17 protein-coding genes and 1 tRNA gene are annotated in these 24326 nt (G+C 64.6%); 9 read left to right on the top strand and 9 right to left on the bottom strand.

All coding sequences use genetic code 11. The features are described from left to right. Positions 1-54: 54 nt before the first annotated feature. From P1K88_RS02590 to P1K88_RS02560, 7 genes are all read right to left on the bottom strand, one after another. Positions 55-327 (bottom strand): DUF7854 family protein, encoded by a 273-nt coding sequence (locus tag P1K88_RS02590; RefSeq protein ID WP_276412314.1) that lies wholly within the window; start codon positions 325-327, stop codon positions 55-57. After that, positions 327-3854: an LAGLIDADG family homing endonuclease gene (locus P1K88_RS02585; protein WP_276412312.1), complete on the bottom strand. Its 3528-nt coding sequence runs from the start codon at positions 3852-3854 to the stop codon at positions 327-329. Before P1K88_RS02585 ends, P1K88_RS02590 begins: the two co-directional genes overlap by 1 nt. A gap of 434 nt (positions 3855-4288) precedes the next feature. Beyond that, a complete protein-coding gene (locus tag P1K88_RS02580) occupies positions 4289-5290 on the bottom strand; it encodes a type IV pilin N-terminal domain-containing protein (RefSeq protein WP_276412310.1) in 1002 nt (333 codons plus the stop codon). Between the two features lie 367 nt (positions 5291-5657). Further along, a tRNA-Pro gene (locus P1K88_RS02575) sits at positions 5658-5728 on the bottom strand. Between the two features lie 56 nt (positions 5729-5784). Next, a complete protein-coding gene (locus P1K88_RS02570; RefSeq protein ID WP_276414109.1) occupies positions 5785-7644 on the bottom strand; it encodes an SLC13 family permease in 1860 nt (619 codons plus the stop codon). An 82-nt stretch (positions 7645-7726) separates the two neighbouring features. After that, complete coding sequence (locus tag P1K88_RS02565; protein WP_276412307.1) at positions 7727-9076, bottom strand: hypothetical protein; 1350 nt, start codon at positions 9074-9076, stop codon at positions 7727-7729. A gap of 62 nt (positions 9077-9138) precedes the next feature. After that, a complete protein-coding gene (locus tag P1K88_RS02560; RefSeq protein ID WP_276412305.1) occupies positions 9139-11184 on the bottom strand; it encodes a DEAD/DEAH box helicase in 2046 nt (681 codons plus the stop codon). A gap of 88 nt (positions 11185-11272) precedes the next feature. Between P1K88_RS02560 and P1K88_RS02555 the strand changes: the two genes are divergently transcribed. From P1K88_RS02555 to P1K88_RS02545, 3 genes are all read left to right on the top strand, one after another. Further along, positions 11273-12466: a CBS domain-containing protein gene (locus tag P1K88_RS02555; RefSeq protein ID WP_276412304.1), complete on the top strand. Its 1194-nt coding sequence runs from the start codon at positions 11273-11275 to the stop codon at positions 12464-12466. A gap of 1154 nt (positions 12467-13620) precedes the next feature. After that, positions 13621-14517 carry an HpcH/HpaI aldolase/citrate lyase family protein gene (locus tag P1K88_RS02550; protein ID WP_276412302.1) on the top strand — a complete coding sequence of 299 codons (897 nt, stop codon included), beginning with the start codon at positions 13621-13623 and terminating at the stop codon, positions 14515-14517. A gap of 230 nt (positions 14518-14747) precedes the next feature. Continuing rightward, positions 14748-15509, top strand: a complete 762-nt coding sequence (locus tag P1K88_RS02545; RefSeq protein WP_276412301.1) for an IclR family transcriptional regulator — start codon at positions 14748-14750, stop codon at positions 15507-15509. A 28-nt stretch (positions 15510-15537) separates the two neighbouring features. Here P1K88_RS02545 and P1K88_RS02540 read toward each other — a convergent pair whose 3' ends face one another. Continuing rightward, positions 15538-17160 (bottom strand): gamma-glutamyltransferase family protein, encoded by a 1623-nt coding sequence (locus P1K88_RS02540; protein WP_276412300.1) that lies wholly within the window; start codon positions 17158-17160, stop codon positions 15538-15540. A 273-nt stretch (positions 17161-17433) separates the two neighbouring features. Here P1K88_RS02540 and P1K88_RS02535 point away from each other — a divergent pair, with 273 nt between their 5' ends. The 6 genes from P1K88_RS02535 (at position 17434) to P1K88_RS02510 (ending at position 23587) form a co-directional block, all read left to right on the top strand. Continuing rightward, complete coding sequence (locus P1K88_RS02535; RefSeq protein ID WP_276412298.1) at positions 17434-18060, top strand: ECF transporter S component; 627 nt, start codon at positions 17434-17436, stop codon at positions 18058-18060. 88 nt (positions 18061-18148) lie between these two features. Next, positions 18149-18997: an energy-coupling factor transporter transmembrane component T family protein gene (locus P1K88_RS02530; protein ID WP_276412296.1), complete on the top strand. Its 849-nt coding sequence runs from the start codon at positions 18149-18151 to the stop codon at positions 18995-18997. After that, a complete protein-coding gene (locus P1K88_RS02525; RefSeq protein ID WP_276412295.1) occupies positions 18988-20700 on the top strand; it encodes an ABC transporter ATP-binding protein in 1713 nt (570 codons plus the stop codon). Before P1K88_RS02530 ends, P1K88_RS02525 begins: the two co-directional genes overlap by 10 nt. A gap of 256 nt (positions 20701-20956) precedes the next feature. Continuing rightward, positions 20957-22222: an OFA family MFS transporter gene (locus P1K88_RS02520; protein WP_276412292.1), complete on the top strand. Its 1266-nt coding sequence runs from the start codon at positions 20957-20959 to the stop codon at positions 22220-22222. A gap of 101 nt (positions 22223-22323) precedes the next feature. Then, entirely contained in the window at positions 22324-23073 is a 750-nt protein-coding gene (locus P1K88_RS02515; RefSeq protein ID WP_276412290.1) for a glutamine amidotransferase, read from the top strand. 265 nt (positions 23074-23338) lie between these two features. After that, entirely contained in the window at positions 23339-23587 is a 249-nt protein-coding gene (locus P1K88_RS02510) for a CBS domain-containing protein (protein WP_379786656.1), read from the top strand. Positions 23588-23591: 4 nt separating this feature from the next. Here P1K88_RS02510 and P1K88_RS02505 read toward each other — a convergent pair whose 3' ends face one another. Continuing rightward, positions 23592-24260 (bottom strand): HNH endonuclease, encoded by a 669-nt coding sequence (locus P1K88_RS02505; RefSeq protein WP_336407591.1) that lies wholly within the window; start codon positions 24258-24260, stop codon positions 23592-23594. Positions 24261-24326 lie beyond the last annotated feature (66 nt).

Raw genomic sequence — 24326 nt, 5'->3', positions numbered from 1 at the left:
TAAAATTATGCTATCTTCCTCCGAATAATATCGGGTGAGTGCCCGCCCGGCGGCTCACCGGACCTGGCTGACCGAGAACTCCCCGGGGTCGTCGACGAGGGCCCGGACCCGCTCGCGGGCGGCCGATTCGGAGGGCGCCATGACGACCAGCCCGTCGGCCGCGCCGGTGCCGGACGCCCGGTAGGCCCCGAGGTCGCCCTCGAAGTCGGTGGCGTAGGTGCGGAGGATGCCCCGGACGTCGCGTTCGAGGTCGGACAGCGAGCACTCGCCGTCCTCGAAGGTCGCGAGCGCCTCCTCGACGTTCCGCAGGGCGGAGATGCGGTCCATTATGTCGTCCGGAGGTGGTCGGTCCGAGGCTCGTAGACCTCGCCTTTCTGCTTGAGCTTCTCGATCTCGTGTTCGGCCTTCGATTCCTCGATGCCGACCTCCTCGGCGCGCTCGACGACGATGTCGATGGGCGCGCCCTCGTCGTACTCGTCTTCGATGTCGGCGATGATGCCCTTGAGGTTCTGGATGCGGTCGCGCTGGGTCTTGGAGGTGCCCGTCTCGACGACGTCGGCGTCGAACTCGCCGGTCTCGGGGTCGATGCCGATCTGTTTCATGCAGTACAGCGCGATGTCGACCGCCCGCTCGGCGTCGTCTTCCTCGACGGTGTCGGAGAGTCGAATCCGGGCCGAGGCCTCGGCCAACCTGACCAGCGCCTCGAGCTTCCTCGCGGTCACCGGGACGGGCGCGTCTTCGTCTTGCCCTTTCAGGCGGAGGTCGACGTAGAAGTCCTCGATGCGCTCCTTTGCCTCCTCGGTCATCGTCGGGAAGCAGTTGCGCTTCGCGTAGGCGATGTACTTGCGAAGGAGATCCGGCTCTATCGTCGGCGCGACCTCCTCGGTGACCGTCTCGACCTCCTCCTCGGTGAAGTTCGAGGTGGCGTTCTCGGTCCGGTGGGTGTGGAGTTCGCCCGCGTAGTTCGTCTGGATGATGTGGGACGCGAGGTTCCGGTCGGCCTCCTCGTCGGGCTGGTCGGTGACCGTGAAGATGAGGTCGAACCGGGAGATGAGCGCGGGTTCGAGGTCGATCTGCTCGCCGATGGGTTCGTACTGGTCGAACCGACCGTACTTGGGGTTGGCCGCGCCCAGCAGCGAGCACCGGCTCTTGAGCGTGGCGTTGATACCCGCCTTCGAGATGCTGATCTCCTGCTGTTCGAGCGCCTGGTGCATCGCCGAACGATCTTCCGGGCTCATCTTATCCAGTTCGTCGACAGCGGCGATGCCCTGGTCGGCCAGCACGAGCGCCCCCGCTTCGAGGGTCCACTGCTGGCCGTCGCCGAAGTCGTCGCGAACAGCGGCCGCCGTGAGGCCGGCCGAGCTGGACCCTTTCCCAGAAGTGTAGACGGAGCGTGGGGCTATCTGTCGGATGTACGACAGCATTTGCGAGTTGTGGGACACGACGCCGTTCGAGAGATAGCTGTGCGTTCCCTCGACCTCGAGGTCGTAGACCCACTCCTCGTCGGGTTCAAATGCCTCGATCGACACTATCCGGTCCCAGGCGACGTCGCCCTCAACGAGCGAACGAAGCGCACTGACGTCCTGTCGGACTGCATCGAGACTACCACCGTCTGCAATCGCGCCGTCGTCGTCGACACCTGTCGATTCGAGCGCGTTCAGTCGTCCTTCGAACGCCTCGACGACGGACTGAAGGCTCTCACGCCCGGGGTTTCGACGACTGCGCTCGTAATGCTGGTACGTGGAGCGTGGAAGCCCACACTCTGCCTGCGGGAGCCCCAGGGTTTCGCGGATACGTCGCAGTCCCGGACCGACGTTCGGGACGACGTCGAGATTCGTGTTGCCCGACGTATGGTCGAACTTCCCGGCCACATCTGCCTTGCGCTCCGTGATGAATCCGATACGCTCGACATATCGGGCGAAGGACTCCCCAGAGATTCGCAGGCGATAGCTCCCGTTGGCGCGAGATTGTAACTGCGAGCCGATGCCCAGCGACAGGAGCATCGAGCGGGCGTCTTCGAGGAGTTCCTCGCTCGTCGACGCGACCGTAATCTCCCGCTGGGACCCAGACACGTGTCCCTCACCCTCGATGTAGGCTTGCAGGAACGCTGCCGTAATCCGGTCGCTCGTCCCCATCACCGCCGGTGGGACACGGCGGTCGGTCGACGGCGACAGGAGTGACTCGTCCAGCGACGCGAGGAAACTCACCAGCTCGCCGGCCGAACACATCAGTTCGGTCGCGTCCTTACCTTCGTGTGGGTGTCGCTCGGTAACGTTGAGATTCAGCGTCTCCAGAATGGCGGTCGCGTCGTCGATGACCTCGCGGTCGTTGTTGGTGATCGAAACGAAGCCAGTGTTGTCGGCGCGCTGTTCGACGTAGCCCTCGGCGACGATGTACCCGACGAGACGTGCGAGTCCGGGCGTCCACGTATCCGGTACGTCAAGGTCGATTCGGTTGTGAGACTTCGACGTCCGGTGCTCGACGGACAGTTGGTCAGTGCCGTCGGTCGGGACATTGCGTGGGACTGCAACGAAGGTACCCTCCGTGAGGTCCTCTGCCGTCCTCGCCTCGAAAGAAGCGTCCGACCGGACGAACAGCGGATGAGACGGCGTTACCTCGATTTCGCGCCCCGTCGCGGTCCGGATCCGATACAGGTACTCCGGCGCTTCGCGTTTCCAGACTTTCGTCGCCCGCTGGCTCGCGATAGTTCCGTCGGGCTGCAGCGAGGGGACCTCGAAGTCGACGTCGTCCCACACGCCGTCGTCGACCGGTTTCGGGTCCTGTAGGTTTGATTCGACGAGGTCTCGAATCGGCACCCGACGTCCGTCGGCCAGCGTGACGCGAGTATCGCCGTTGACGCACTTCCCTGTACCCGGATCACCGATAAGCAGCATGTGCAGGTCGCCACGAATGCGCGACCCGTCGGGGAGGCTCTTGGTGACCCCCGAGAACAGCTGGATCATCATCGCGAGCTTCTCTTTCTCGTAGCCGTAGATCGAGGGCGCGATGGCCCCGACCATCTTCTCGTAGAGGTCGGGTTCGTTCGAGAGCTCGACGATCTCCTTCTTGTCCTCCTCGGTGATCTCCATCTCCTCGAACTGCTCGTCCTCGATCTCGACGCTGACGCCCTCCATGTAGATGTCGAACATCGGGGACTTCTCGCGGTCGTTGCCCTGCTGGTCTAACTTGAGGACGCCGGTCACGCGGACGTGGTCGCCGGCGGTCACGTTGCCGGTGATGTCGTCCTCGATGTTGACGTCGATGGCCTGGGGGGTCTCGCCGCCACGCAAGCCCTCGGGGGACTCCTGGACGCGGATCTTCTGGGCGTCGATGAACTCCGACTGGTCGGTGTTGAGTCTGAAGGGGCCCTGGCGCTCACAGCCCTGGCACTCGTGGGGTTCCTGGAAGTCGCCGGCGGCCTGGGGGATGCGGGTGAGGGTGCCACAGCGCTGGCACTCGAAGGCGGCGGTGAGCACCTTCGGCCGCACGTCGGTCGCCTTGCGGACGATGCCCTGGACGCTGATGAGGTTGCCGTGGTGCTGGTGGCGGATCTCGCGGATGTCCTCGGACTCGGGGAGGTTGCGGACGCGGACGTGGGCCTGTCCGAGCGAGACGTCGACCGGGAGGTCGTACAGGCGCAGCGCCTCCTCGGCGTACTCCTGGAGCTGCTGGGGTTTGGTGCGGTAGTCGTCGGCCAGGTCCGGGTCGAACCGGTAGAGGTCCTGCCAGTCGATGTAGAGTGACTTCTGGTCGTTGGGGTACTTCTGTGCGAGCTCACCGATCTCGTTGCGGTAGTAGTCGCGGTAGAACTCCTCGAAGCGGTCGATGAGCTCGGTGTTCTCGGCGGTCGCCATCTGAGTGGACAGTGGTTGTGCCCGATGACCTAAGAAGGTTCGCAAGCCGGGGCGAAAGTGGATTTCGCTCCAGTCGAAGTCGGGGACTGCGAACGGTTCGGCCGTGAAACGATGGGGTGGGGTCGCTCGTAGCAGTGTTCAGTCGTTCAATCCAAGTAAAGAGGTGCTGGCATAGACACGCCACGTAGGGAATCGGTTGCAGATAGTCTGAACCAAATTAATTGGTCAGTTTATCGGCAAGCTGAACGAATCCTAGCCCTGGGTCTCAAGACTCAAGTCACATAACGAGACTGGGCTTCAAGATGCTGTTACACAGTCACAAAAATTGATCAAGATTCATCCTAGCCAGTCGGAACGAACAAGCCGTCCGACCGTTTAAGATGTTCGATACTCCCAAGAGCGCGTCTATGAACGACTACGAGACTCTCCCTCAGTTAGTCCGTCGCCGTTGCCGTGGCGGTTTTCAGTTTGGTCGATTTGCTATCGGTTTCGTACACCGTCACCGTGATTGTCTCACCATCAGCGATGAAGTAATCCTGAACGGACTTCGTCACAGAACCACCGTAAGTCGAAACCCAAAATTCTACTGGTTGCGCGTCACCGTCACCGTTTCCTTGCGTCGGGTCATCGTCAATGACGACGTAGACTTTGTCATTTTGCACCCCGTTGAACTGTATGTTGTTAACAGCAACGTCACCGTTACTAGCGGCGGCACCCGTTGCGTCAACACTGCCAATTGACGCCTGTTTTGTCGGCGAGTCCGAAGCAGATGCAATCTCGCCGGTCTCACCACTCTCGTACAGCGTCGCCGTCACGGTTTCAGTCTCGTCAACCGAGAGCGACACGGTCGGCGTTGCCCCCGAACTGACCGATTGTGATGTCTTAGCGCCACCGGCTGTTTCGACCACGAGGTTTGCGTTTCCACTTATTCTACTCAGTGTGCCGACCGACACAGAAACCTCGTCGGTGACGGACTGTACGGTGCCGATACTGACTGCCCCGGAGGGACCTGCGTCGTCCGGAACCTCGTACTCCGCAACCGTGGCGGTCTCGTCGCCTGCTGACGACCGCCAGATGAGTCTCAGCGTCTCTTCGGCTTTGACGTTGACCGTCGCCGAGTCACCCGCTTTAACCTTCCCACTCCACTCGCTGATGCCACCGAACGAGGTTTTTTCGAGTGCGGCACCCGCGAACCGCAACTGGCCCCCGTCGAGCGTGTCACCGCTCGCGTGGGTGACCTGCATGTCACCGTTGTCCAGGATCTTGAACTCGAAGGACGCACTTGGAGCGGTGCTATCGACGCTCTCTCCGATCCCCAGCGCGAACACCGAGACGACGGCCCCCAGTATCACCACGATACCCACCATGAGGACGACAGAGATAACCGACGAGACGGCATCGTCGGCCCCCAGTATATTATCCACCGTCACGTACACAGCAGAACTATTTTATTTCCTATTCAATCTGTCGATGATAATCAGCGTTACGTGGGGTGGGATGGAGCGCTCAGATGGGAGGTTCAGTTCAACACGTGGGCGCTTGTTTCAACTCAGTAGCATACCGTCTGTACTGATCAATTCCGGAAGTGAGGACAGCCACAGTGGAATTGCCGTGTGGTAGCCTAGAGATTCGGCCCATAGATATGACAGACGCTTCTGACCGACACCCAACCGAGAAGCTGTACCGCGAGCGAAGCGAGCGGTTTCACGGAATCGCCGCTTTGCGACGATTCCGCCTTTTTGGTCCAGATTTTTCAAGGAGTGGTTCGCGCGAAGCGCGAACCCGACGCAGAAAAAGGTGGAGTGGGACCGCCCGGATTCGAACCGGGGTCACGGGCACCCAAGGCCCGGAGTATACCACTAACCCACGGTCCCGCGTCTGAGTATCCCGCGGTCACGGAGTAAAGGGTTTCGTTGCCGGGCCGCCTGTGTCACGCGGGAGCGAGGCCCCAGAAGAAGGCGATACCGAGCGTCGTGACGACGGCGAAGATAGCCTGGAGGGGGGCACCGACCCGCAGGTAGTCGGTGAAGCGGTAGCCGCCGGGCCCGTAGACCAGCAGGTTCGTCTGGTAGCCCACGGGGGTCATGAACGCCGTCGAGGCGGCGAAGGTCACGGCGAGGACGAACGCGAAGGGGTTGGCGCCGAGTTGCTGGGCGGCCTCGACGGCGACGGGGATCATCAACACGACGGAAGCGTTGTTCGAGATGACGTTCGTCAGCAGCGCGGTGACGACGTACATCAGGCCGAGCGCCACGATGGCCGGGAGGCCGGGGGCCGCGAGGACAAAGAGGTCCGCGAGCAGGTCCGCCCCGCCGGTCTCCTGGAGAGCGACGCCAAGCGGGATGACGCCCGCGAGCAGGAAGATGACGTCCCACTGGACGGCGTCGTACAGTTCCTGGGGTTCGAGACAGCGCGTGACGACCATCGCCACGGCGCCAGCGAGCGCGGCGACGACGATGTGGATCGGCGTGAGCGCGGCGACGGCGACGACGGCGGCGACGATGCCGACGGCGACGGGGATCTTCTCGCGCCGGAAGTCGGGGCGTTCGACCTCCTGGGCGACGATGAAGTCGCGGTTGACGTTGAGGCGGTCGATGCTCTCGGGGGTCGCCTGGACAAGCAGCGTGTCGCCGATGCGCAGGCGGACCCGGTCCATCCGGCGGCGGTACAGTTCCTCGCCGTGGCGCAGAGCCAGCACCGTCGCGTCGTAGCGCTGGCGGAAGTTCGACGTGGCGAGCGTCTGCCCGATGAGCGAGGACCCGGGTGCGACGACCACCTCGACGAGGTTCTGGCGCTCGCTCGCGCTCTCTAATTCCTCGTCGTCGACCTGCACCTCGGGGATGAGGTCCAGCCCCTCGGCGTCGAGCAGTTCGACCAGGGTGTCCCGGTCGGTCCGGACCGCGAAGACGTCGCCGGCCTGGATTCCCTTGGGGCCGAGCGGTTCGAGGAACGTCCGCCCGCCACGGACCAGCTGGACGACGTCGACGTCGAACTCCGTCTCGGCCAGCGCCTCCTGGACCGTCTCGCCGACGAGCGGGGAGTCCTCGCGGACGACCACCTCGGTGAGGTACTCGCCCATCTCGAACTCGGCGGTGAGGTTGTCCTTGACGTCGATTCGGCCGGGCACCAGGTAGCGCCCGACGGTCAGCAGGTAGACGACGCCGACGACGGTGACGACGGCGCCCAGCTGCGTGAACTCGAACATCCCGAAGGGGTGATCGAGCAGCTCCGCCGAGATCTGGGAGGCGAGGATGTTCGTCGAGGTCCCGATGAGGGTCAACATGCCGCCGAACATCGAGGCATACGAGAGCGGGAGGAGCAGTTTCGACGGCGACACCTTGCCGCTGTGGGCGATGTCGGTCACCATCGGCAGCAGGATGGCGACGGCCGCGGTGTTGTTGATGAACCCGGAGATGGGCGCGACGAGGCCGACGGTCGCGCCCAGCTGCCGGGACTCGTCCTCGCCGGTCAGGGTCGCCAGGCGGTGCCCGAGCATCTGGACGATGCCGGTCCGCTGGACGCCGTCAGAGAGGATGAACATCGCGAGGACGGTTATCGTGGCCGTCGACGCGAACCCGGAGAGGCCGCGTGCGAGCGGCGAGACGCCGTCACCGGGCTGGTGAAGGACGTATATCGGACCGGCCAGCAGGCCGGCGTCGGCGGCGACCGCGGTCACCGGTTCGACCAGCATCAGCGTGACCATGACGGCGATAGCGGTCACGTCGACCGGCAGCGCCTCCGTCGCGAACAGCACCAGCGCGGCCAGAATGACGACGAACACGAACGCCATGCCCGGTGTGACGGGTCCAAGTACCACGTCGGGTACGAGCGATGCCAGTAGCAAAAGGATACGGGTACGGGGTGGCGGCGGCCTACGCGACGTCGTCCCGGCCGATGTCCTCGAGCAGCGCCTCGTAGCTCCGCTCGAAGACAGCGGTCTGTCGGAGCGAGTTCTCGGCGACCTGGAACACGGGGACCGCGAGCGCCCCGGTGTCGGTGGCGACGACGACGGCCGCCCTGTGGTCGGTCGCCTCGGTCCACTCGCCGTCGACCGTGCGCACCAGCACCTCGCCGAAGTAACTCCCGAGCTCGGTGACGAGACTCGTGAAGGCCCGGTCGTCGAAGTCGTCGTCGGCGCCGAACGTGGCGTCCCGGAACCGCCCGGCGTCCCACTCGCCGTCGACGAGCGTGTCGAGTCGGGACAGCGAGTCGGGCTCGAAGTCCAGGTCGCGTTCGCTCCAGAACGCGGCGAACTCCTGGGCCGTCTCGGCGTACTCGGCCCGCAGGCCGTCGCCCGCGGCCGGGTCAGGGTCCTCGGCGTCCGGTGCGTCCGCGGGCCCTGACGGCTCCGCGGCCGGGGCGTCGTTCCCGAGGTCGATGCCGCCACCCGAAGCCCCCTCGGAGGCGGAGGGGGCCGAAGCGCCGGCCGTCTCGACGGCCTCGTCGTCGCCTGCCTCGGCGGCGTCGGACTCGGCCTCGGCGATGAAGGCGGCAGCCGATTCGTCGGCGTCCCGGTCCGGTTCCGGGTCGGCGGCATTCGCTTGTGTGTCAGCCTCGCCCGGAGGACCGTCCTCCGGGTCCGAAACGTCGGTCCCCGTGTCGGGTTCCGGTTCCCCGGAGGGGTGTCCCGAGGACGCGTCGTCACCAGCGGCCGCGGCGTCCTCGGTGTCCGCTTCCGGGACAGCCGCCGGATCGCTCGCCCCCTCGTCGGCACTCGCCTCGGGTTCGGGTGCCGTGGACGGGCCGTCTGCGTTCGCGTCGGCCCCCAGCGCGAGCTCCGCCTCGAGACGCTCGACGATGGCCGCGAACACCGGGTCACCGTCGAGCGAGCGGGCGGCGACGTCGAAGACGGCGACGGTCACCTCGTCGTCGGGGCCGGCGACGGTGACCCCCCAGCCCTCGTCGCGCGTCCAGGCGCCGTCGTACGCGCGAACGAGCACCTCGCCGAAGTAGCTCCCGTACCGGAGGGCCGGATCCGCGTACGTCGTCGCAGCAGCCACGTCGTCGGCCGTCTCGGGGTCGGACAGCGACGCCACGTGAGTCTCGAGGTGGGCGAGCGATCCACGCGAGAAGTCGAGACCGTCGGCCTCGGCGACCGACTCGGCCCGCGTGCGGAAGTCCGTCGGGTCGAGCGTGGTGCTGTCTAGCAGCGACGACGCGTCGTCGCCGTCGTCGTCGGCCGACCCGCCGACGGCGTTCCTGATACTGTCGAACAGCCCCATGGAACCCGGAAGGAGACGGCCCTACAAGAAGGTACGGCCGTCCCGTCAGCCCGGCGGCAGGTTCAGTGCTCGTCGCGCAGCTCCATCCCGGCGACGATGTCGTAGGGGTCCAGCCCCTTGCGGATGCCATCGAGCAGCTGGAACGCCTCGTCGGGCGCGAGGAAGTGGCGGGTGACTGCGCGGCCCAGCGGCGTCGGTTCGAGGCCGTCGATGAACTCGTACTCCAGTAGCTTGCCCAGTGCGTGTTTCGTCGGCACCTCGCCGACCATCCGGTCGTTGAGCGCCTTCGCCCGATTGCCGGCGACGGTGACGTTCGCCAGCGTCTCCTCGACGGCCGCGCTCTCGTCGTAGCGGGTGACCACCGGCTCCATCTCGCCTTTCAGGAGCTTGAACGCCACCTCGTCCTCGGTCATCTCCATGCTGTTGTGGTACGAACAGTCGGGTTCGACCAGCAGGTAGACGGTTCCCTTGTCGTGGTAGTCCGGGCGGCCGGCGCGGCCGAGCATCTGCTCGAACTCCTGGACGGTGAGCCACTCGATACCCATCGCCAGCGAGTCGAAGACGACCTGCGAGGCCGGAAAGTCGACCCCGGCGGCCAGTGCGGCCGTCGTCACCACCGCAGCGATGTCCTGATCGGCGAACCGGCGCTCGACCTGCTGGCGCTTGCGGTTGTCGAGGCCGGCGTGGTACGGTGCCGAGCTGTACTCCAGTTTCCGGGAGATCTGGTGACAGCGCCGCCGGGAGTTCGTGAAGATGATGGTCTGGCCGCGGTACCCCTTGCTCGATTTCGTGTCGAAGGCCCGCTTGACGAGCTTGTTCTCGGTATCTATCTTCTCACGCCCGTCCGCGAACGTGACGTGGCGCTCGATGGGGATGGGTCGTTCCTCGAACTCCACGAGGTTCGCACGCAGTTTCCGGGCGAGCTGGCCGGGGTTGCCGACCGTCGCCGAGAGGTAGATCCACTGCGTGTCGTCGCTGGCCGGAGCGCCGCCGGTCTCGCAGTAGTGTTTCAGCCGGGAGATGAGGCCATCGAGGCGGTGACCGCGCTCGTCCTCGCCGAGCGTGTGGACCTCGTCGATGACGACGGTGCCGACGGTGCCGAGGTCCTTTCCGGTCCGGAGCGCGTGGTCGATGCCCTCGTAGGTGCCGACGATGACGTCCGCCTCCGGGTCGAAGCGGCCACCCTCGTCGGAGATGCGACTGGCGCCCACGCGCAGGGAGACGTCGACCATGTCGCCGTAGCGGTCGCGAAAGGACTCGTACTTCTGGTTGGCCAGCGCGACGAGGGGGACGAGAAACAGCATCTTGCCCTTGTTGTTGAGCACGCGGTCGAGGCCGGCCATCTCGCCGACGAGCGTCTTGCCCGTCGCCGTCGCCGAGACGATGAGCTGGTCCTCGCCGTCGGTCGCGCCGTGTTCGACCGCGAGGCTCTGGACCGGCAACAGCGTGTCGAAGCGCGACTCCAGATGCTGCTGGATGCCGGGATGCAAGGAGAGCGAGTCGGTCGGCACGAGGTCGACGTCGTCGACCGTCGCCGATATCTCGTCGAACTTCGTCAGGTCCGGGTCCAGGTCGCCCGAGAGCAGGTTCGTGATTCGCTCCAGGTCCTGGACCTCCAGCAGGAGGTCCTCGAGCCGGTCCCTGGCGTCGCTGGTTATCGCGCCGTTGAACGCCAGTTCCCGGTCGAGTTCCTCCTTCGCGCAGTCGGGACAGATGGTCTCGTCGTCGGCCGTGATGGCCGTCTCGCTCGTTATCGGGGCGTACCGGCCGGCGTCGGCACAGAACCGGCAGGTCCGGACCACCTTCGCGTCGAGCTGGTAGGCGTCGAGCATCTCCCGGGCGCGCTCTCGCGCCCGCCGGGAGGTCTGTTCGGAGATGCGGATGCGGGCTGCACGGCGCGCGATGTCGACGAACTGGTCCGGCGACCGGAGGTCCTCGCCCGCACCGTCCCTGATGCGGAGCCGGCGCGGACGGGGGCCTGCACCGGTCTCTTTGAGCTCTAAGACCCCGTGGAACAGTCGCTCCCCGTCGCGCTGGCCGACGACCCGGAACTCCTCGCCGCGCTCGTGGAGAAAGAGGGTATCGACCTGTGCAGCCTGCTGGGACACGCCCCAAGGTAGGACCGGCGACCTACTTCAGTCACTCGACACGCCACAGCCACAGCGCGTTTAAGTCGCCTGGCCGACAACATCCGGTATGCGCCGGTTCCGCATCGGGAGCGCGTTCGGGATACCCATCCAGCTCGACCTCACCTTCCTGCTGGTGTTGCCCCTGTTCGCCTGGATCATCGGGACGCAAGTCGAGCAGACGACCGGGTTCCTGAACGAGATGCTCGCGGCCGGGCTCGACCCGGCGATGCTGGCGAGTGGTAACCTCGTGTGGGTGCTCGGCATCACCGCCGCCGTCGGCCTGTTCGCCGGCGTCGTCCTCCACGAGCTGGGCCACTCGCTGGTCGCGATTCGATTCGGCTACCCGATCGACTCCATCACGCTCTGGCTCTTTGGCGGCATCGCCCAGCTCACCGAGATGCCCGAGGACTGGAAACAGGAGCTGGCCATCGCCATCGCGGGGCCCATCGTCAGCGTCGTGCTGGGGGCCCTGTCGTACGTGGCGTTCGTCGTCATCCCCGGGACCCAGTCGGTCGTCCTCGAGGCGTTGCGCTTCGTCCTCGCGTACCTCGCGCTGATGAACGTCGCGCTGGCCGCGTTCAACATGCTCCCGGGCTTCCCGATGGACGGCGGGCGCGTCCTCCGGGCCCTGCTGGCCCGTCGGCGCCCCTACGCCCAGGCGACGAAGATCGCCGCCGAAGTCGGGAAGATCTTCGCCATCTTCCTGGGCCTCTTTGGCCTGTTCGTCGCCGGGAACATCTTCCTGGCCGGCCTGGCCTTTTTCATCTACATCGGGGCGGCCGGCGAGGCCCGACAGACCTCGATGCGCGCGGCCTTCGAGGGGGTCACCGTCCAGGACGTGATGACTCCCGCCGACCACGTCACCTCGGTCAGTCCCGGGATGTCCATCCACGAGCTCATCCGGACGATGTTCGAGGAGCGCCACACCGGCTACCCCGTCGAGAAAAACGGCGAGGTCGTCGGACTGGTCGCGCTTGAAGACGCCCGCGCCGTCCGCGAGGTCGAACGGGACGCCTACACCGTCGGCGACGTGATGACCACCGAGATACTCACCGTCGCGCCCGACCTCCCCGTGATGGACGCGCTGACCGAACTCCAGTCGAACTCCGTCGGCCGCCTGCTGGTCACCGACGAGGACGGCGAGTTCCTGGGTCTGCTGACCCGCTCGGACATCATGACCGCGCTCTCGATCATCAAATCCAGCAACGAGTACGGCGCGCTGGGCGGGTCCGAGTCACAGACGATGCGCCCCGAGCCCTAAACCTGCAGAGGAATGGCTCCTGCAAGTACCGTCGCCTCGATACGTCGCGGCACATTTTCTGTCGTTCCGCGCGAGCATGTGCGTGGGTCTCCTCCATCGGCGGACACTACCGTGACCCATCAGCGGACACTACCGTGACGGCGAACCACACAGTGGTACGATAACCGACTGGCACTTCGACGACCCGGAGTGTTCGACGTGCGCGGTCTCGCTCGGGGTCGACGACAGACTCGACGAGGTCGCCGACGTCGTCAAGCCAGGATGCGCGACTGACACGGCCGTCGGGTTGGAAGCCCGGACCACGGACAGGATGGTCGTCGCCGTGGTCCAGGCGGGTAGCGCGGACGACACCGCGCTCGTCGAAACACCGGACCGAACCGGCCGCCAAACTGGGGACCCGGAAGGGCGGGAAAACCGGGCTGGTACGTCGTTCGAAGCAGACACGGCCCCCCTCAGAGTGGGAGACGAGAGGTCGGGTCGGCAGTGAGGATCGACCGGCGGTCGGGGAAGCGTGTGGTGTTCGCCACCATATTCGAAGGTATTTCACCCATACAGATATGGTAAGTCTGTTTCGAAATCTAAATATTGCAAGGTATAGTTAATCCATGATTTTTATAGATGAGAGAGGAGAATTTCGAGCCTTTTTGAAGATATTGAAAATCAGAATTCGATTTTCGGTATCCATCCGGTGGATTAACTCGCAGATAGCTCCTATCGAATTGTCTGTCGGATGAGGAATATCACCGATGGAATCTGAGCGGCCCAAGACCGGTGTCGCTCCACACGACGCAGAGAACACGACAGCGAGACTCACGGCAGTGTACCGGAGATGCCGCTCCCGGTATCAGAACCATCCCATAACGTGCGTACATTCGTTACACCGGGGCGCTCCCTGTACCAGTCCGCCGGTCCTGCTGGGACAGCGTCGGCCGTCCGTCGGTACGAGGATCCACGCGGCCGGCGAGTCGTCCGTCGCGGGATGGTCTATTCCTCGCGTCCAGGGATGGTGAAACACGGCGGTCTACGGGGCGACTCGTCGGGTCAGCCGCGTTCGAACAGTCGCGTGCCTGCCGGAACCTGTCTACCCATCGAGACGTTCCCCGGTCGGAGGCGTTTGCCGCCATATTTATACGACCCGCAGGTGTTGTTGGACTATGTTAACTAACACGACGCTGCGCCGTTCACAGCTGGGGATTCCCGGGAACGAACGACAGCTCGTCGTCGAGGCGATGAGCAGCGATACCGACGAGATCGTGCTCGATCTCGAAGATTCGCTCGCCCCCGGAGAGAAAGAACCGGCCCGTGGGGAACTCATCAAGACCGTTCAAGAACGGGACTGGGAGGACCTGGTCCTCAGTTACAGAATCAACGGGACAGACACACGGTGGTGGTACGACGACGTCATCGACGTCGTGACCGCCGTCGGGGAGAAAATCGACACGCTCGTCGTTCCGAAAGTCCGAACCGTCGCCGACGTGCAGACGGTCGAGACGCTCCTGACGAGCGTCGAGACCAAGGCGGGTCTCGACATCGGGTCGATAGGGCTCAACGCACAGATCGAGACGGCAGACGGGATGAACGCCGTGACGGACATCGCCCACGCGAGCGACCGTCTCACTGCACTCGTATTCGGCCCGGCGGACTACTCGGCTTCGATCGGCGCGACACACGGATCGAAGAACTATCCGGGCCACTATTGGCACTACCCGCTGTCGAAGATTTCACACGCCGCCGCGAGTGCGGGACTGATTGCCATCGGTGGGCCGTACACGGACCCGGACAGCACAGAGGAGTTCTCTCAGACGTGTCAGTTCGAGTGCGCGCTCGGGTACGACGGCAAAGTCGTCATCAATCCCGAACAGGTCGAGACGGCAAACGACGTGTTCACGCCGGACGTCGAGAAGGCCCGGCGCGCACAGCGAATCGTCCGGGAATACGAACAGACGGGGTCGAACACGCTCGCTGCGATCGACGGGAACGTCATCGACCGCGAGATGTACCACATCGCTAAACAGATTCTCGCGAAATCCGAGGAAGCCGGCCTCATCTGAGGGAGGACGGTCGTCGTTCTATTCTTGCAAACGTCCGGCCCTTGTCACAACTTCACACACCTTGCGTAGAGAGTTCCAGTTTTTTCAATCATCAACAATAATAAAAAATCGCCAAAATCCGAGTGACTCGGTCGCTGTGAGTTCGGACACGGGTCGAAGTTCTATTCTGTAGAACGCTTTCGGTCGAGTCGACGGCCAGTATTTATACCTGCGGATAGTGATGTGGCGGTATGGACTACGAAGCGAATCGCCGGGTGGAAACGAGCGCCCGAACGTTTGCGTTAGTAGAACACCTGAGCGGCGTGGGACAGGCCGGGGTTTCCGAACTCGCGTCCGAACTGGAGATGAGCAAAGGCATCGTCCACAACCATCTGAGTACCCTCCGAGAGGAGGGATACGTCCGAAAGATCGACGGTCGATACCAGCTCAGCCCGAAACTGTTGGACGTCGGGTTCGAGGCGCGTTCGAACTCGCCGCTCTACCGGTATGCAACCGAGGTCTGCAGAGAGTTCGCGGGACATCTGGACGTCGGCATCGCACTCTTCGAGCAGGCGAACAGAAGCTGTACGATCGTAGAGGCCCATCGCGTTCCGGAACAGGTTGCGGTGGAGGTAGGGAGTAGCCTCCCGTTCTACGATTCGCTCGTCGGTCTCGTAATTCACGCCGTAGATGGCGCGGAGCGAGACGAGGACGGTGAACCGAGCACGTACGACGTCGACCAGATCAAGACGGATCTCGACGCAGACGGGTACACCGTCGGACCGCTCGCTGGAGAGAACCTCACCGAGAGTGTGGCCGTCCCGATCGTCACCGAGGACGGCGTGTGTTACGGGAGCGTCGGCGTGTTGCTCCCGGACGACCGGGAAGCAGAACGGAAACAGCGGGTCGCGGAGGGAGTGGTGTCACTCCGCAATCGGATCGAGAGCCGGTTCGACTCCGGGTGGACCGGGGAGCGGTCGTTCACGACAGAGAAGCACACGTGGGTCGGCTGACACAGGAGTCGACTGGCCGTCGTCCCGGTCAGAATCCGGCGACGGTACCGTCTTTCCGGGGGTCCGTCGCGCCGGAGAGCACGCCGTTGTGATTGCGAACGATCTGGCCGCCGCCGAACTCGTCCGGCGGTTCGACAGCGAGTTCGTGGCCCCGGCGAGCGAGTTTGGTCGTCAGGCGGTCGTCGAGGCGGGCCTCGACAGCGAGGCGGCCGTCAGACCGATACCGCCACCGCGGGCGGTCGAGCGCATCCTGTAACGACGCGTCGTGGTCGAGGAGCGCTGCGAGCACCTGCAGATGGCCCTGTGGCTGCATGTAACCACCCATGACACCGAAGGCGGCCCAGTCGTCGGGGCCGAACTTTGCCACGGCCGGGACGAGCGTGTGGAACGGCAGTTTCCCCGGTTCGAACTGGTTGGGATGGTCCGGGTCGAGAGAGAACGACGCCCCCCTGCTCTGCAGGACGACGCCCGTCCCCGCCGCGGCGAGGCCGCTGCCGAAGGCGGTGAAGATAGAGTTGATGAACGAGACGACGTTGCCCTCGTCGTCGGCGACGGTGAGCAAGACCGTGTCGGCGTCCTCGGCGCGGTCGTTACCGGGCACTCGCGGGGACACGTCGTCCGACGCCACGTCCGTGATAGTCGCGGCGCGTTCGGCCGCCCACTCTCTCTGGGTCAGCGGTGGGAGCGACTCGTAACGCGGGTCCGTGACGTACTGATGGCCGTCGTGGAACGCGCGCTTGAACGCCTCGACGTAGCGGTGCGTGCCCTCGACGGACCCGTCCGGGAAGGACCCCGCATCGACCTCGTTCGCGACGTTCAGCGCCTCCAGAGCGATTGGGCCCTGGTTCGGTGCCGGAAGCTCGTATACCTCGGCGTCCCCGTACGTCGTCGAAACTGGGTCGACGTACTCGGCCTCGACGGCCGCGAGGTCGTCGGTCGAGAGGAACCCGCCGCGGGAGCGGACTGTCTCGACGATTCGCTCGCCGATGGGGCCCTCGTAGAGGGCGTCTGCACCGCCGTCCACGACCTGTTCGAACGTGTCGGCCAGTGCCGGGAACCGGACCACATCGCCGGGGTCGGGGGCCTCGCCGCCCGGCAGGAACGTCTCCGTCGCGTGGTCGTTCCGGAGCGCATCACTCCAGTCGGCCCACTGGTTCGCGATGACCTCCGTGACTGGGAACCCCTCTCGGGCGTATCGGATGGCTGGTTCGAGCGCGGTTGCGAAACTCCGCACCCCCAGGTCTTCGACAGTCCGCTCCCAGCCACGCGCCGCGCCCGGCGGCGTGACAGTGAGGGGTCCGCGCTCCGGTAGTTCCGGTGTACCTTCCGTGTCGTCGGCCTCGACGGCCTCGCGGAGCGCGTCGAGGGAGGCGTCTGTTGGACCCCCGCCGATGGCCCGGAGCGCCCCGACCTCGTCGTCGGCGGTCCGGTAGAGCGCGAACACATCACCGCCGATGCCCGTGCTGAAGGGTTCGACGACGTTCAACACCGCCGCGGTGGTGACGGCGGCGTCGAAGGCGTTGCCCCCGTCGCGGAGTGCCTGCACGCCCGCCTCCGCAGCGAGCGGTTGGCTCGTCGCGACGACTCCCTCGCGTGCGTACACCGTCGAGCGGCGCGAGCCGTAGATGTCGATATCTCCTGTCCCAGTCATTCGTCGTGGACGTCTCACAGCACCGTCTTTAGTCTATCGGCACCGGACGACGGGGCTACCGTCGAACACTCCGGAAGACGTCGACTGATTCCCCGGGGACTCACGACAAGAAGGGTATAATTCACCGGGAGAAATGATGGTTAAATGAGTATTCTTCCGACAGATTTAATATAGTTGTCTCTGTGGCCACGTTTGTGGTAAGATGACACACGACAGTCTAGCACAAAGAGAGCAGCAGGCGAACAGTTCAGTCCGAACAGGAGGAGACGAATAATGGCAGAGACCGGTGTCTCGTTCTGGCGCGGCGTCGCGCTCGACTTCTCGACCCGGGCGTTCGTGCTGATTCCGGTCGCGATCGGGCTCAACGTCATCGGTGGGACGTTCACCCGCGTACTGCGTCTCCCGCTGTTCCTCGACGTCATCGGGACGATCCTCCTGGCGATCATCGCCGGGCCGTGGGTGGCGGTCGTCGCCGGCGCTTCGACGAACCTCATACTGGGTGTCACGACGTCGCCGAGCACGGCGTTCTTCGCGGTCGTCCAGATAGCAATCGCACTGGTCGCTGGATGGATGGCGACGAGTGGCTGGTTCATGGACGTCTCTGACACGAGAGACTACGCGCGCCTGTTCCTGGCGGGCGTGATCCTCGCTATCGTGTCCACGCTGACCGCGACGCCGATCCAGGTCATCGTCCTCGGTGGGTTCAGTGGTGCCGGGCAAGACGCCGCCGTCGGGGCGCTGATGGCCACCGGGTCGAGCATCGTCGAAGCGGTGTTCGCAACCCAGTTCACCATCGACATCACGGACAAGTTGATCAGTCTGGGCGTGGCGTACGGGGTCGCGCGGCAGATCCCCGAACGCTACCTCCCGTCTTTCGGGCAACAAGTGCTGAACGAGTAGTCACGAAGTCGGGTTAGACAACCGGCTGTCACTTCCCCCAACAATCATTATCTGCCGTCCCATCGGCGCTTATTGAGAACAAGAGAGAATGACTTCAGACGTTGAAATGGACATCGACGCCCTCGCGGACGCGACCCCTGGAACCAGCGGGCTCTTCGACTTCCAGCCGGGAAACAGCTTCCTGCACCGTATGAATCCGGTGACGAAACTAGTAGTAACGGCCAGCATGGTGACGGTCGCCCTGCTCGCGCCCTCGTTCAGAGTGCCGTCGATATTCTTCGTCGGCGCCATCGTGGCGACGGTCCTCGCCGGAATCTTCGGTCGAGTCGCGCGCATCCTCGGTGGACTCGCGCTACCGCTCGCGTTCTCGCTGCTGTTCTTCCACGGACTGTTCAATCCGGCCAACGAGACCCGGTTGTGGGTGTTCGAGAACCTCCCCGTCGTCGAGACCATAATCGTCTGGGAAGAGGGGATCAGGTTCGCGCTCACCATCCTTACGCCCCTGTTGGTACTGATGGTCTGTGTGCTGGCCACCGTGATGACGACCCACCCGAAGAAACTCGCGATTGCGATGATCCAGAAGGGACTGTCGCCCAAGCTCGCCTACGTGTTCATGGCCGCCCTGCAGTTCATCCCGGACATGCGAGAGCAGGCGTACGACATCATCGACGCCCAGCAAGCGCGGGGACTGAACGTGAAAGGCAGCTTCAGACGACGTATCCGGGCGTTCGTCGATCTGCTGACGCCGCTGCTCATCGGGATGCTGATAACGACCGAGACGCGTTCGCTCGCGCTCGACTCACGCGGGTTCACCCGGACGAACGCGCGAACGTATCTCTTCGAGGTGCCCGACAGGCCCGTCGACAGAGTACTCCGGTGGCTCGGTGGCGGCGCCGTCGTCGCTGCCGTCGGCTGGTGGGTGGTCCAATGGCTCTGATCGAACTCTCCGACGTCCGGTTCAACTACCGTGTGCAGCCGGACGACGAGTTCGCGCTGGACGGCGTCTCGCTGTCCATCGAGGAAGGAGCGTTCGTCGGCGTCACCGGGCCGAGTGACGCCGGCAAGTCGACACTGGGTCGCCTGTTGGCCAGCTACATCCCGAACTACTTCGAGGGGACGCTGGAGGGGAGCGCCGTCGTCGGTGACCAGGACGTGACCGAGACCAGTATCGCGGACATGTCCGACACCGTCGGGCTCCTGTTCGAGAACCCGTTCGACCAGCTTACCGGTGCGAGCACGACCGTCTTCGAAGAGGTCGCGTTCGGACTGGAGAACATGGGCGTTCCCCGGGAGGAGCTCATCGAAATCTCGAAGGAGAAACTCGAGCTCACTGGAATCTCCCATCTCTACGACCGGAACCCCCAGCAGCTGTCCGGAGGGCAGTCACAGCGCCTCGCGCTCGCGTCGATGCTCGCCATGGAACCGGACGTGCTGGTGCTTGACGAACCGACATCCCAGCTCGACCCCCACGGGACCGAAGAGGTGATGCAGGTGATCGCGGACCTCGCTGCAGAGGGGTACACAGTCGTCACGATCAGCCACGACCTGGCACACCTCGCGCCCCACCTCGACCGCCTCCTCGTGGTCGAGGAGGGACAGATCGCCGAGAACGACGAGCCACGCACCGTGTTCCGGAACGCCGAGAGCGAGTGGGGATTCGAGGTGCCGGCGACCGCGGTTATCGGGGAACGACTCCGGGAACTCGGGAAGGTTCCGAACGACGAGCCGCTGCCCCTGACGCTCGAAGAAGTCGTCGCCGAGCTGTCGCCCCACATCGACGACGGACAGCCGCCTCTGGCGCCCGACCTGCAATCCGATGGCGCCGGGACGAGCGTCGATATGGGGTCTGCAGGAATCCAGTTCGACGACGTGCACTTCTACTACGACGAGGAGGTGCACGCGCTTCGTGGCATAGACCTGGACCTCGACGCGGGGTGTGTCTGCGTCATCGGGCAGAACGGCGCCGGGAAGTCGACGTTCCTGAAGCATCTCAACGGGCTCCTCGAACCGAGCGAGGGGAAGACGACGGTCAACGGGTTGGACACTGCCGACCACAACATCTCTGAACTCGCCGGCGAGGTGGCCCTCGCCTTCCAGAACCCGAACAACCAGCTGTTTCACAACTCCATCGAGGCGGAGGTCAGATACGGGCCGAAGAACCTCGGCTACGACAGCGACCGGATCGACGAACTGGTCGACGACGCGATCCAGAAGATGGACCTGACCGACATCCGGAAGAAGAACCCCTACGACGTCGGGCTCGCACGGCGCAAGCACATCGCCGTCGCGTCCGTCCTCGCGATGGACACGCCAATCGTCGCCCTCGACGAACCGACCGGGAGTCAGGACGTGCTCGGCATCGACCTCCTCGGAGACGTGGTCGAGATGCTGGTCGACGAGGGGAAGCTCGTCGTCGTCATCACCCACGACGTCGAGTTCGCCCGGGACCACGGCGACCGGATTCTCGCCCTGAATCAGGGAGACCTGCTGCTCGATGGGCCGGTCCGAACGGTCTTCGGTCAGGAGGAACAGCTCGCACGGACAGACGTGAAAGTACCCTTCGTCACGCGCCTGGCGTCGGAGCTCGGCCTCTCCGAGACAGTGCTCACCGTGGACGAACTGTTCGAGTACGTCAAGTGATGAACGACACTGCCAACGCCTCACAGGAACCGACCGGACAGACTGACAGCCCGCTGGCCCCGACAGGCGACCGCCCTCGAACCGACGGGACGCGACAGACGACGAACCGGAAGCGGCCCGCGCCATTCGACACGTCGCCCCGCTGTCCCCGTCGTGGTGGGAGGGTGAGACGGCATCGCCTGGGACCGAGGCCCCACCGGCGGCCTCCCGGTGCCGCAGGGACCGGCAGCGTTCACGAGAGGGGCGACGACTGACCATGGGAGAGCAACGCGAGAGCGTCCAGCAACTGAGGGAGCAGCTGACCTTCTCCCGCTGGTGGCTCCTCGTCGCCGCCGTCCTCACGATGGCCGTCGTCAGTCCGTACCAGTACGTCTGGTCGTCGCTACAGGGCCCACTCGCTGCACATATCGGCGTCCGGGAGCAGGCGCTGGGGCTCGCCTTCTCCCTGTTCGTGCTCGGGCAGGCGGGGACCCAGTTCCCGGTGGGCCTGTGGCGCGACAGACACGGGCCCCGTGGACTGACAGCGATAGCGGCGGTCCTGGCCGGCGGGTCGTACGTCGGTCTCTCGTATGCCAGCGCCGCGTGGCACGTCTACGTCCTCTACTTCACCGGCGCGATCGGCGTCGGTATCGTCTACACGGTCGCGGTCAACACCGCAGTCAAGTGGTTCCCGGACAGGCGGGGACTGACGACCGGCGCAGGCACGATGGCCTTCGCCGGCGGGAGCGTCATGTTCGTCCCGTACGTCAGAGCGAACGCGTCCCTGACGGCGGTTCCATCGACACTCCGGAACATGGGCGTTCTCATCGGCGTCGTCATCCTCGTCGCCGCGTTCGTCCTGCGGGATCCGTCGATGTCCGCGTCAGACTCCGGCGACGGGATGCAGACGGACGGCGGGACGTCCCGGAGCGTGAGCGGTGGAGTCGACTGGCGCGCGATGGTCAGGACCTGGCAGTTCTGGCTCATGTACGTCATCTTCGTGGCAGTCAGCGGCGCGGGGCTGATGTTGACGGCACAGGTCATCGCCTTCGCCGAGTCGCTCGACCTGCCAGCGACGACGGCGACGCTGTCGGCGACACTGCTGCCCCTCGCCGGCGGCGTTGGACGGCTCACGCTCGGCGACCTCTCCGATCGGGTGCATCGCGAGCGTGCGATGTTTGCCTCGTTCCTGTGCTGTGGACTCGGACTGCTCGCCGTCGTCTGGTTCGCCCGGACCGGCAACGGTGTCGGGTTCGTCGCGGCCGTCGTGGTAGCAACGTTCTTCTGGAGCCCGCAGTACACGCTTTTTCCGAGTCTGGTGGGCGATTACTACGGCGAGGTCCACTCGTCGGGCAACTACGCGCTCGTCTACTCGGGGAAGGTGTGGGGCGGACTGTTCGGCGGTGCGGCCGTCGGCTGGCTCGTCTCCGTGACGGGCTGGCAGTTCGCGTTCGCCGTCGGCGGCCTCCTCGCCATCGGTGGCGGGCTGGGGTCACTGGTGCTCCGTCCTCCGTCACTGGCCGACGAAGCCGAGACGAACTAGTTCGCCGACCCCCGGTCGCCCTCGGGGCGACGCGAACCGGGCCACGCGGACGTCGCTGAACCGCCGAAAGTATAATACTGGTACGTGATGGAGGTAGTACCGTGAGTCAGACTAGCGCACTACTGGTCGGAGAGTCCTGGCAGTCGATTAGCTTCGATATGAAAGGGTTCGATTTCTACTCCCGGTCGTCGTATCACGAGGCCGTCGACCCACTGGAGGAGGCACTCGAAGACGGCGGCGTCGACACGACCTATCAGCCATGTCACGTCGCGGCGACGGAGTTCCCGTCCACCGCCGCGGAGATGACCGAGTACGACGTCGTCGTGCTGAGCGACATCGGCTACAACACGCTCGCGATACCGCCGTCGACTTTCACGGAGTACGAACAGCAACCGAACCGTCTGCAGCTGTTAGACGACTACGTGACGGCCGGCGGTGGCCTCCTGATGATCGGGGGGTACCTCTCGTTTCAGGGGTTCAACGGCAAGGCCGGATACCGCGGTTCACCGGTCGAACGGGCGCTCCCGGTGTCGCTGGAACCGTGCGACGACCGCGTCGAGCGGTCGGACGGGGCCGTGCCGACTCGCACCGAGGACCACCCCATTGTCGATGGAACGCCCGAGGAGTGGCCGGCTATGCTCGGGTACAACCGGGTCACGGCAGACGACGACGCGACGGAGATCGTCTCCTTCGAGGACGACCCGCTGCTGGTCGTCGGCGAGCACGGCGACGGGCGCTCTGCGGCGTTCACCACCGACTGCGCGCCCCACTGGGGGTCGCCCGCGTTCCTCGAGTGGGACCACTACCAACCGTTCTGGACGAGACTGGTCGAGTGGGTCGGTGGCGCGTAACCCGGCTGGTCCAGACGCCCTCCGCTGAAAGTCGATAAACCGGCAGTATCGAGTGTCAAGATAGCAGATACGGGTCCGAAATATTCGAAAAGGAGGGCAATAGTTCGTTTTCACACTCATATAATAAGATGTAGGCAAACTTTTCGGATATATAGAATTGTTTTTAGATTTTGAACGTCGTATATTCGTTATACACTATCGAATAGCACTATAGAAGCGACAAGAGTGTAACACCGACCATCCCGTCGAACGAGGCATCGACATCGTGGCCCAGGTCGCGCTCCAGGACGTCCGCGCCGTCCGGAGGGTCGAGCGGGACGTTCACACCGTCAGCGACGTCATGACCACCGAGATCCTCACTGTTGGCCGCCTGCTGGTCACCGACGAGGACGGCGAGTTCCTGGGCCTGCTGACCCGCTCGGACATCATGACCGCGCTCTCGATCATCAAATCCAGCAACGAGTACGGCGCGCTGAGCGGGTCCGAGTCACAGACGATGCGCCCCGAACCCTGACCGTCTAGCCAACACGGGCCCGGGCGGCCGGACCGCCGTCGATGCCAGCCCGCCAGCACAGCTCGGCCCGCGAGACGTGGCCGAACTCCGCCCGGCGGTGACAGCCCGGACACAGCGTGACGACGTTCTCGAGCGCGTGTGCGTCCCGGACCATAAGGACCGGCAGTTCGGCGAAGAGTCTGACGGGGACGACGTGGTGGACGTCGGGGTTCCGGCCCAGGTCGTCGGCGTCGGCCCCACAGAGGACACACGCGTGGTCGTCCCGTTCGAGCGCACGCGCTCTGACCTCGCGCCAACCCGGCCCGTAGTCGCCGACGTCCCCGCCGCGCCAGTTGGGATGGCCGTCGCCCGTGAACGCGTCCGAGAGCCACTCGGCGTGGCACTCGCGGCTACAGAGGGTGACTTCGCCCGTCACCTGACTCGGATATCGCTCGACTCGAGCGTCACAGACATCACACGAGAGTGTCAGCGTGCCGCCCTGCCACGAGTGATGGTCCGACCCCGACTGTTCGGGTTGGTCACGCCATGCCGCGGTCTCGACGCACTCCGGACAGTACAGTCCCTCCTTCTCCGAGGGGTAGTAGTCGAACGACGCGCCACAGATGTCGCAGTCGGTCTCTTGCTTTCCGCCACGGAAGTTCGGGTTGTCCGAACCAGTCTGAGAGACGCCCACCTCACGGCAGTCATCCGAACAGTAGCGCTTTGAATACTCACAATAGAAGGCCGTACCACATTCGTC

Origin of the sequence: Haloarcula halobia, from assembly GCF_029338255.1 — an archaeon.
Taxonomy (GTDB): Archaea; Halobacteriota; Halobacteria; order Halobacteriales; family Haloarculaceae; genus Haloarcula; species Haloarcula halobia.
Note: the sequence above shows the minus strand (reverse complement) of the source record. Positions and strands in the feature narration are given on the sequence as shown.

Coding starts and splice junctions, on each gene's coding strand:
- P1K88_RS02535 (WP_276412298.1), top strand. CDS start 17,434: ATGGCAGAGACCGGTGTCTCGTTCTGGCGCGGCGTCGCGCTCGACTTC.
- P1K88_RS02525 (WP_276412295.1), top strand. CDS start 18,988: ATGGCTCTGATCGAACTCTCCGACGTCCGGTTCAACTACCGTGTGCAG.
- P1K88_RS02555 (WP_276412304.1), top strand. CDS start 11,273: ATGCGCCGGTTCCGCATCGGGAGCGCGTTCGGGATACCCATCCAGCTC.
- P1K88_RS02590 (WP_276412314.1), bottom strand. CDS start 327: ATGGACCGCATCTCCGCCCTGCGGAACGTCGAGGAGGCGCTCGCGACC.
- P1K88_RS02565 (WP_276412307.1), bottom strand. CDS start 9,076: ATGGGGCTGTTCGACAGTATCAGGAACGCCGTCGGCGGGTCGGCCGAC.
- P1K88_RS02570 (WP_276414109.1), bottom strand. CDS start 7,644: ATGGCGTTCGTGTTCGTCGTCATTCTGGCCGCGCTGGTGCTGTTCGCG.
- P1K88_RS02540 (WP_276412300.1), bottom strand. CDS start 17,160: ATGACTGGGACAGGAGATATCGACATCTACGGCTCGCGCCGCTCGACG.
- P1K88_RS02530 (WP_276412296.1), top strand. CDS start 18,149: ATGACTTCAGACGTTGAAATGGACATCGACGCCCTCGCGGACGCGACC.
- P1K88_RS02520 (WP_276412292.1), top strand. CDS start 20,957: ATGGGAGAGCAACGCGAGAGCGTCCAGCAACTGAGGGAGCAGCTGACC.
- P1K88_RS02545 (WP_276412301.1), top strand. CDS start 14,748: ATGGACTACGAAGCGAATCGCCGGGTGGAAACGAGCGCCCGAACGTTT.
- P1K88_RS02550 (WP_276412302.1), top strand. CDS start 13,621: ATGTTAACTAACACGACGCTGCGCCGTTCACAGCTGGGGATTCCCGGG.
- P1K88_RS02585 (WP_276412312.1), bottom strand. CDS start 3,854: ATGGCGACCGCCGAGAACACCGAGCTCATCGACCGCTTCGAGGAGTTC.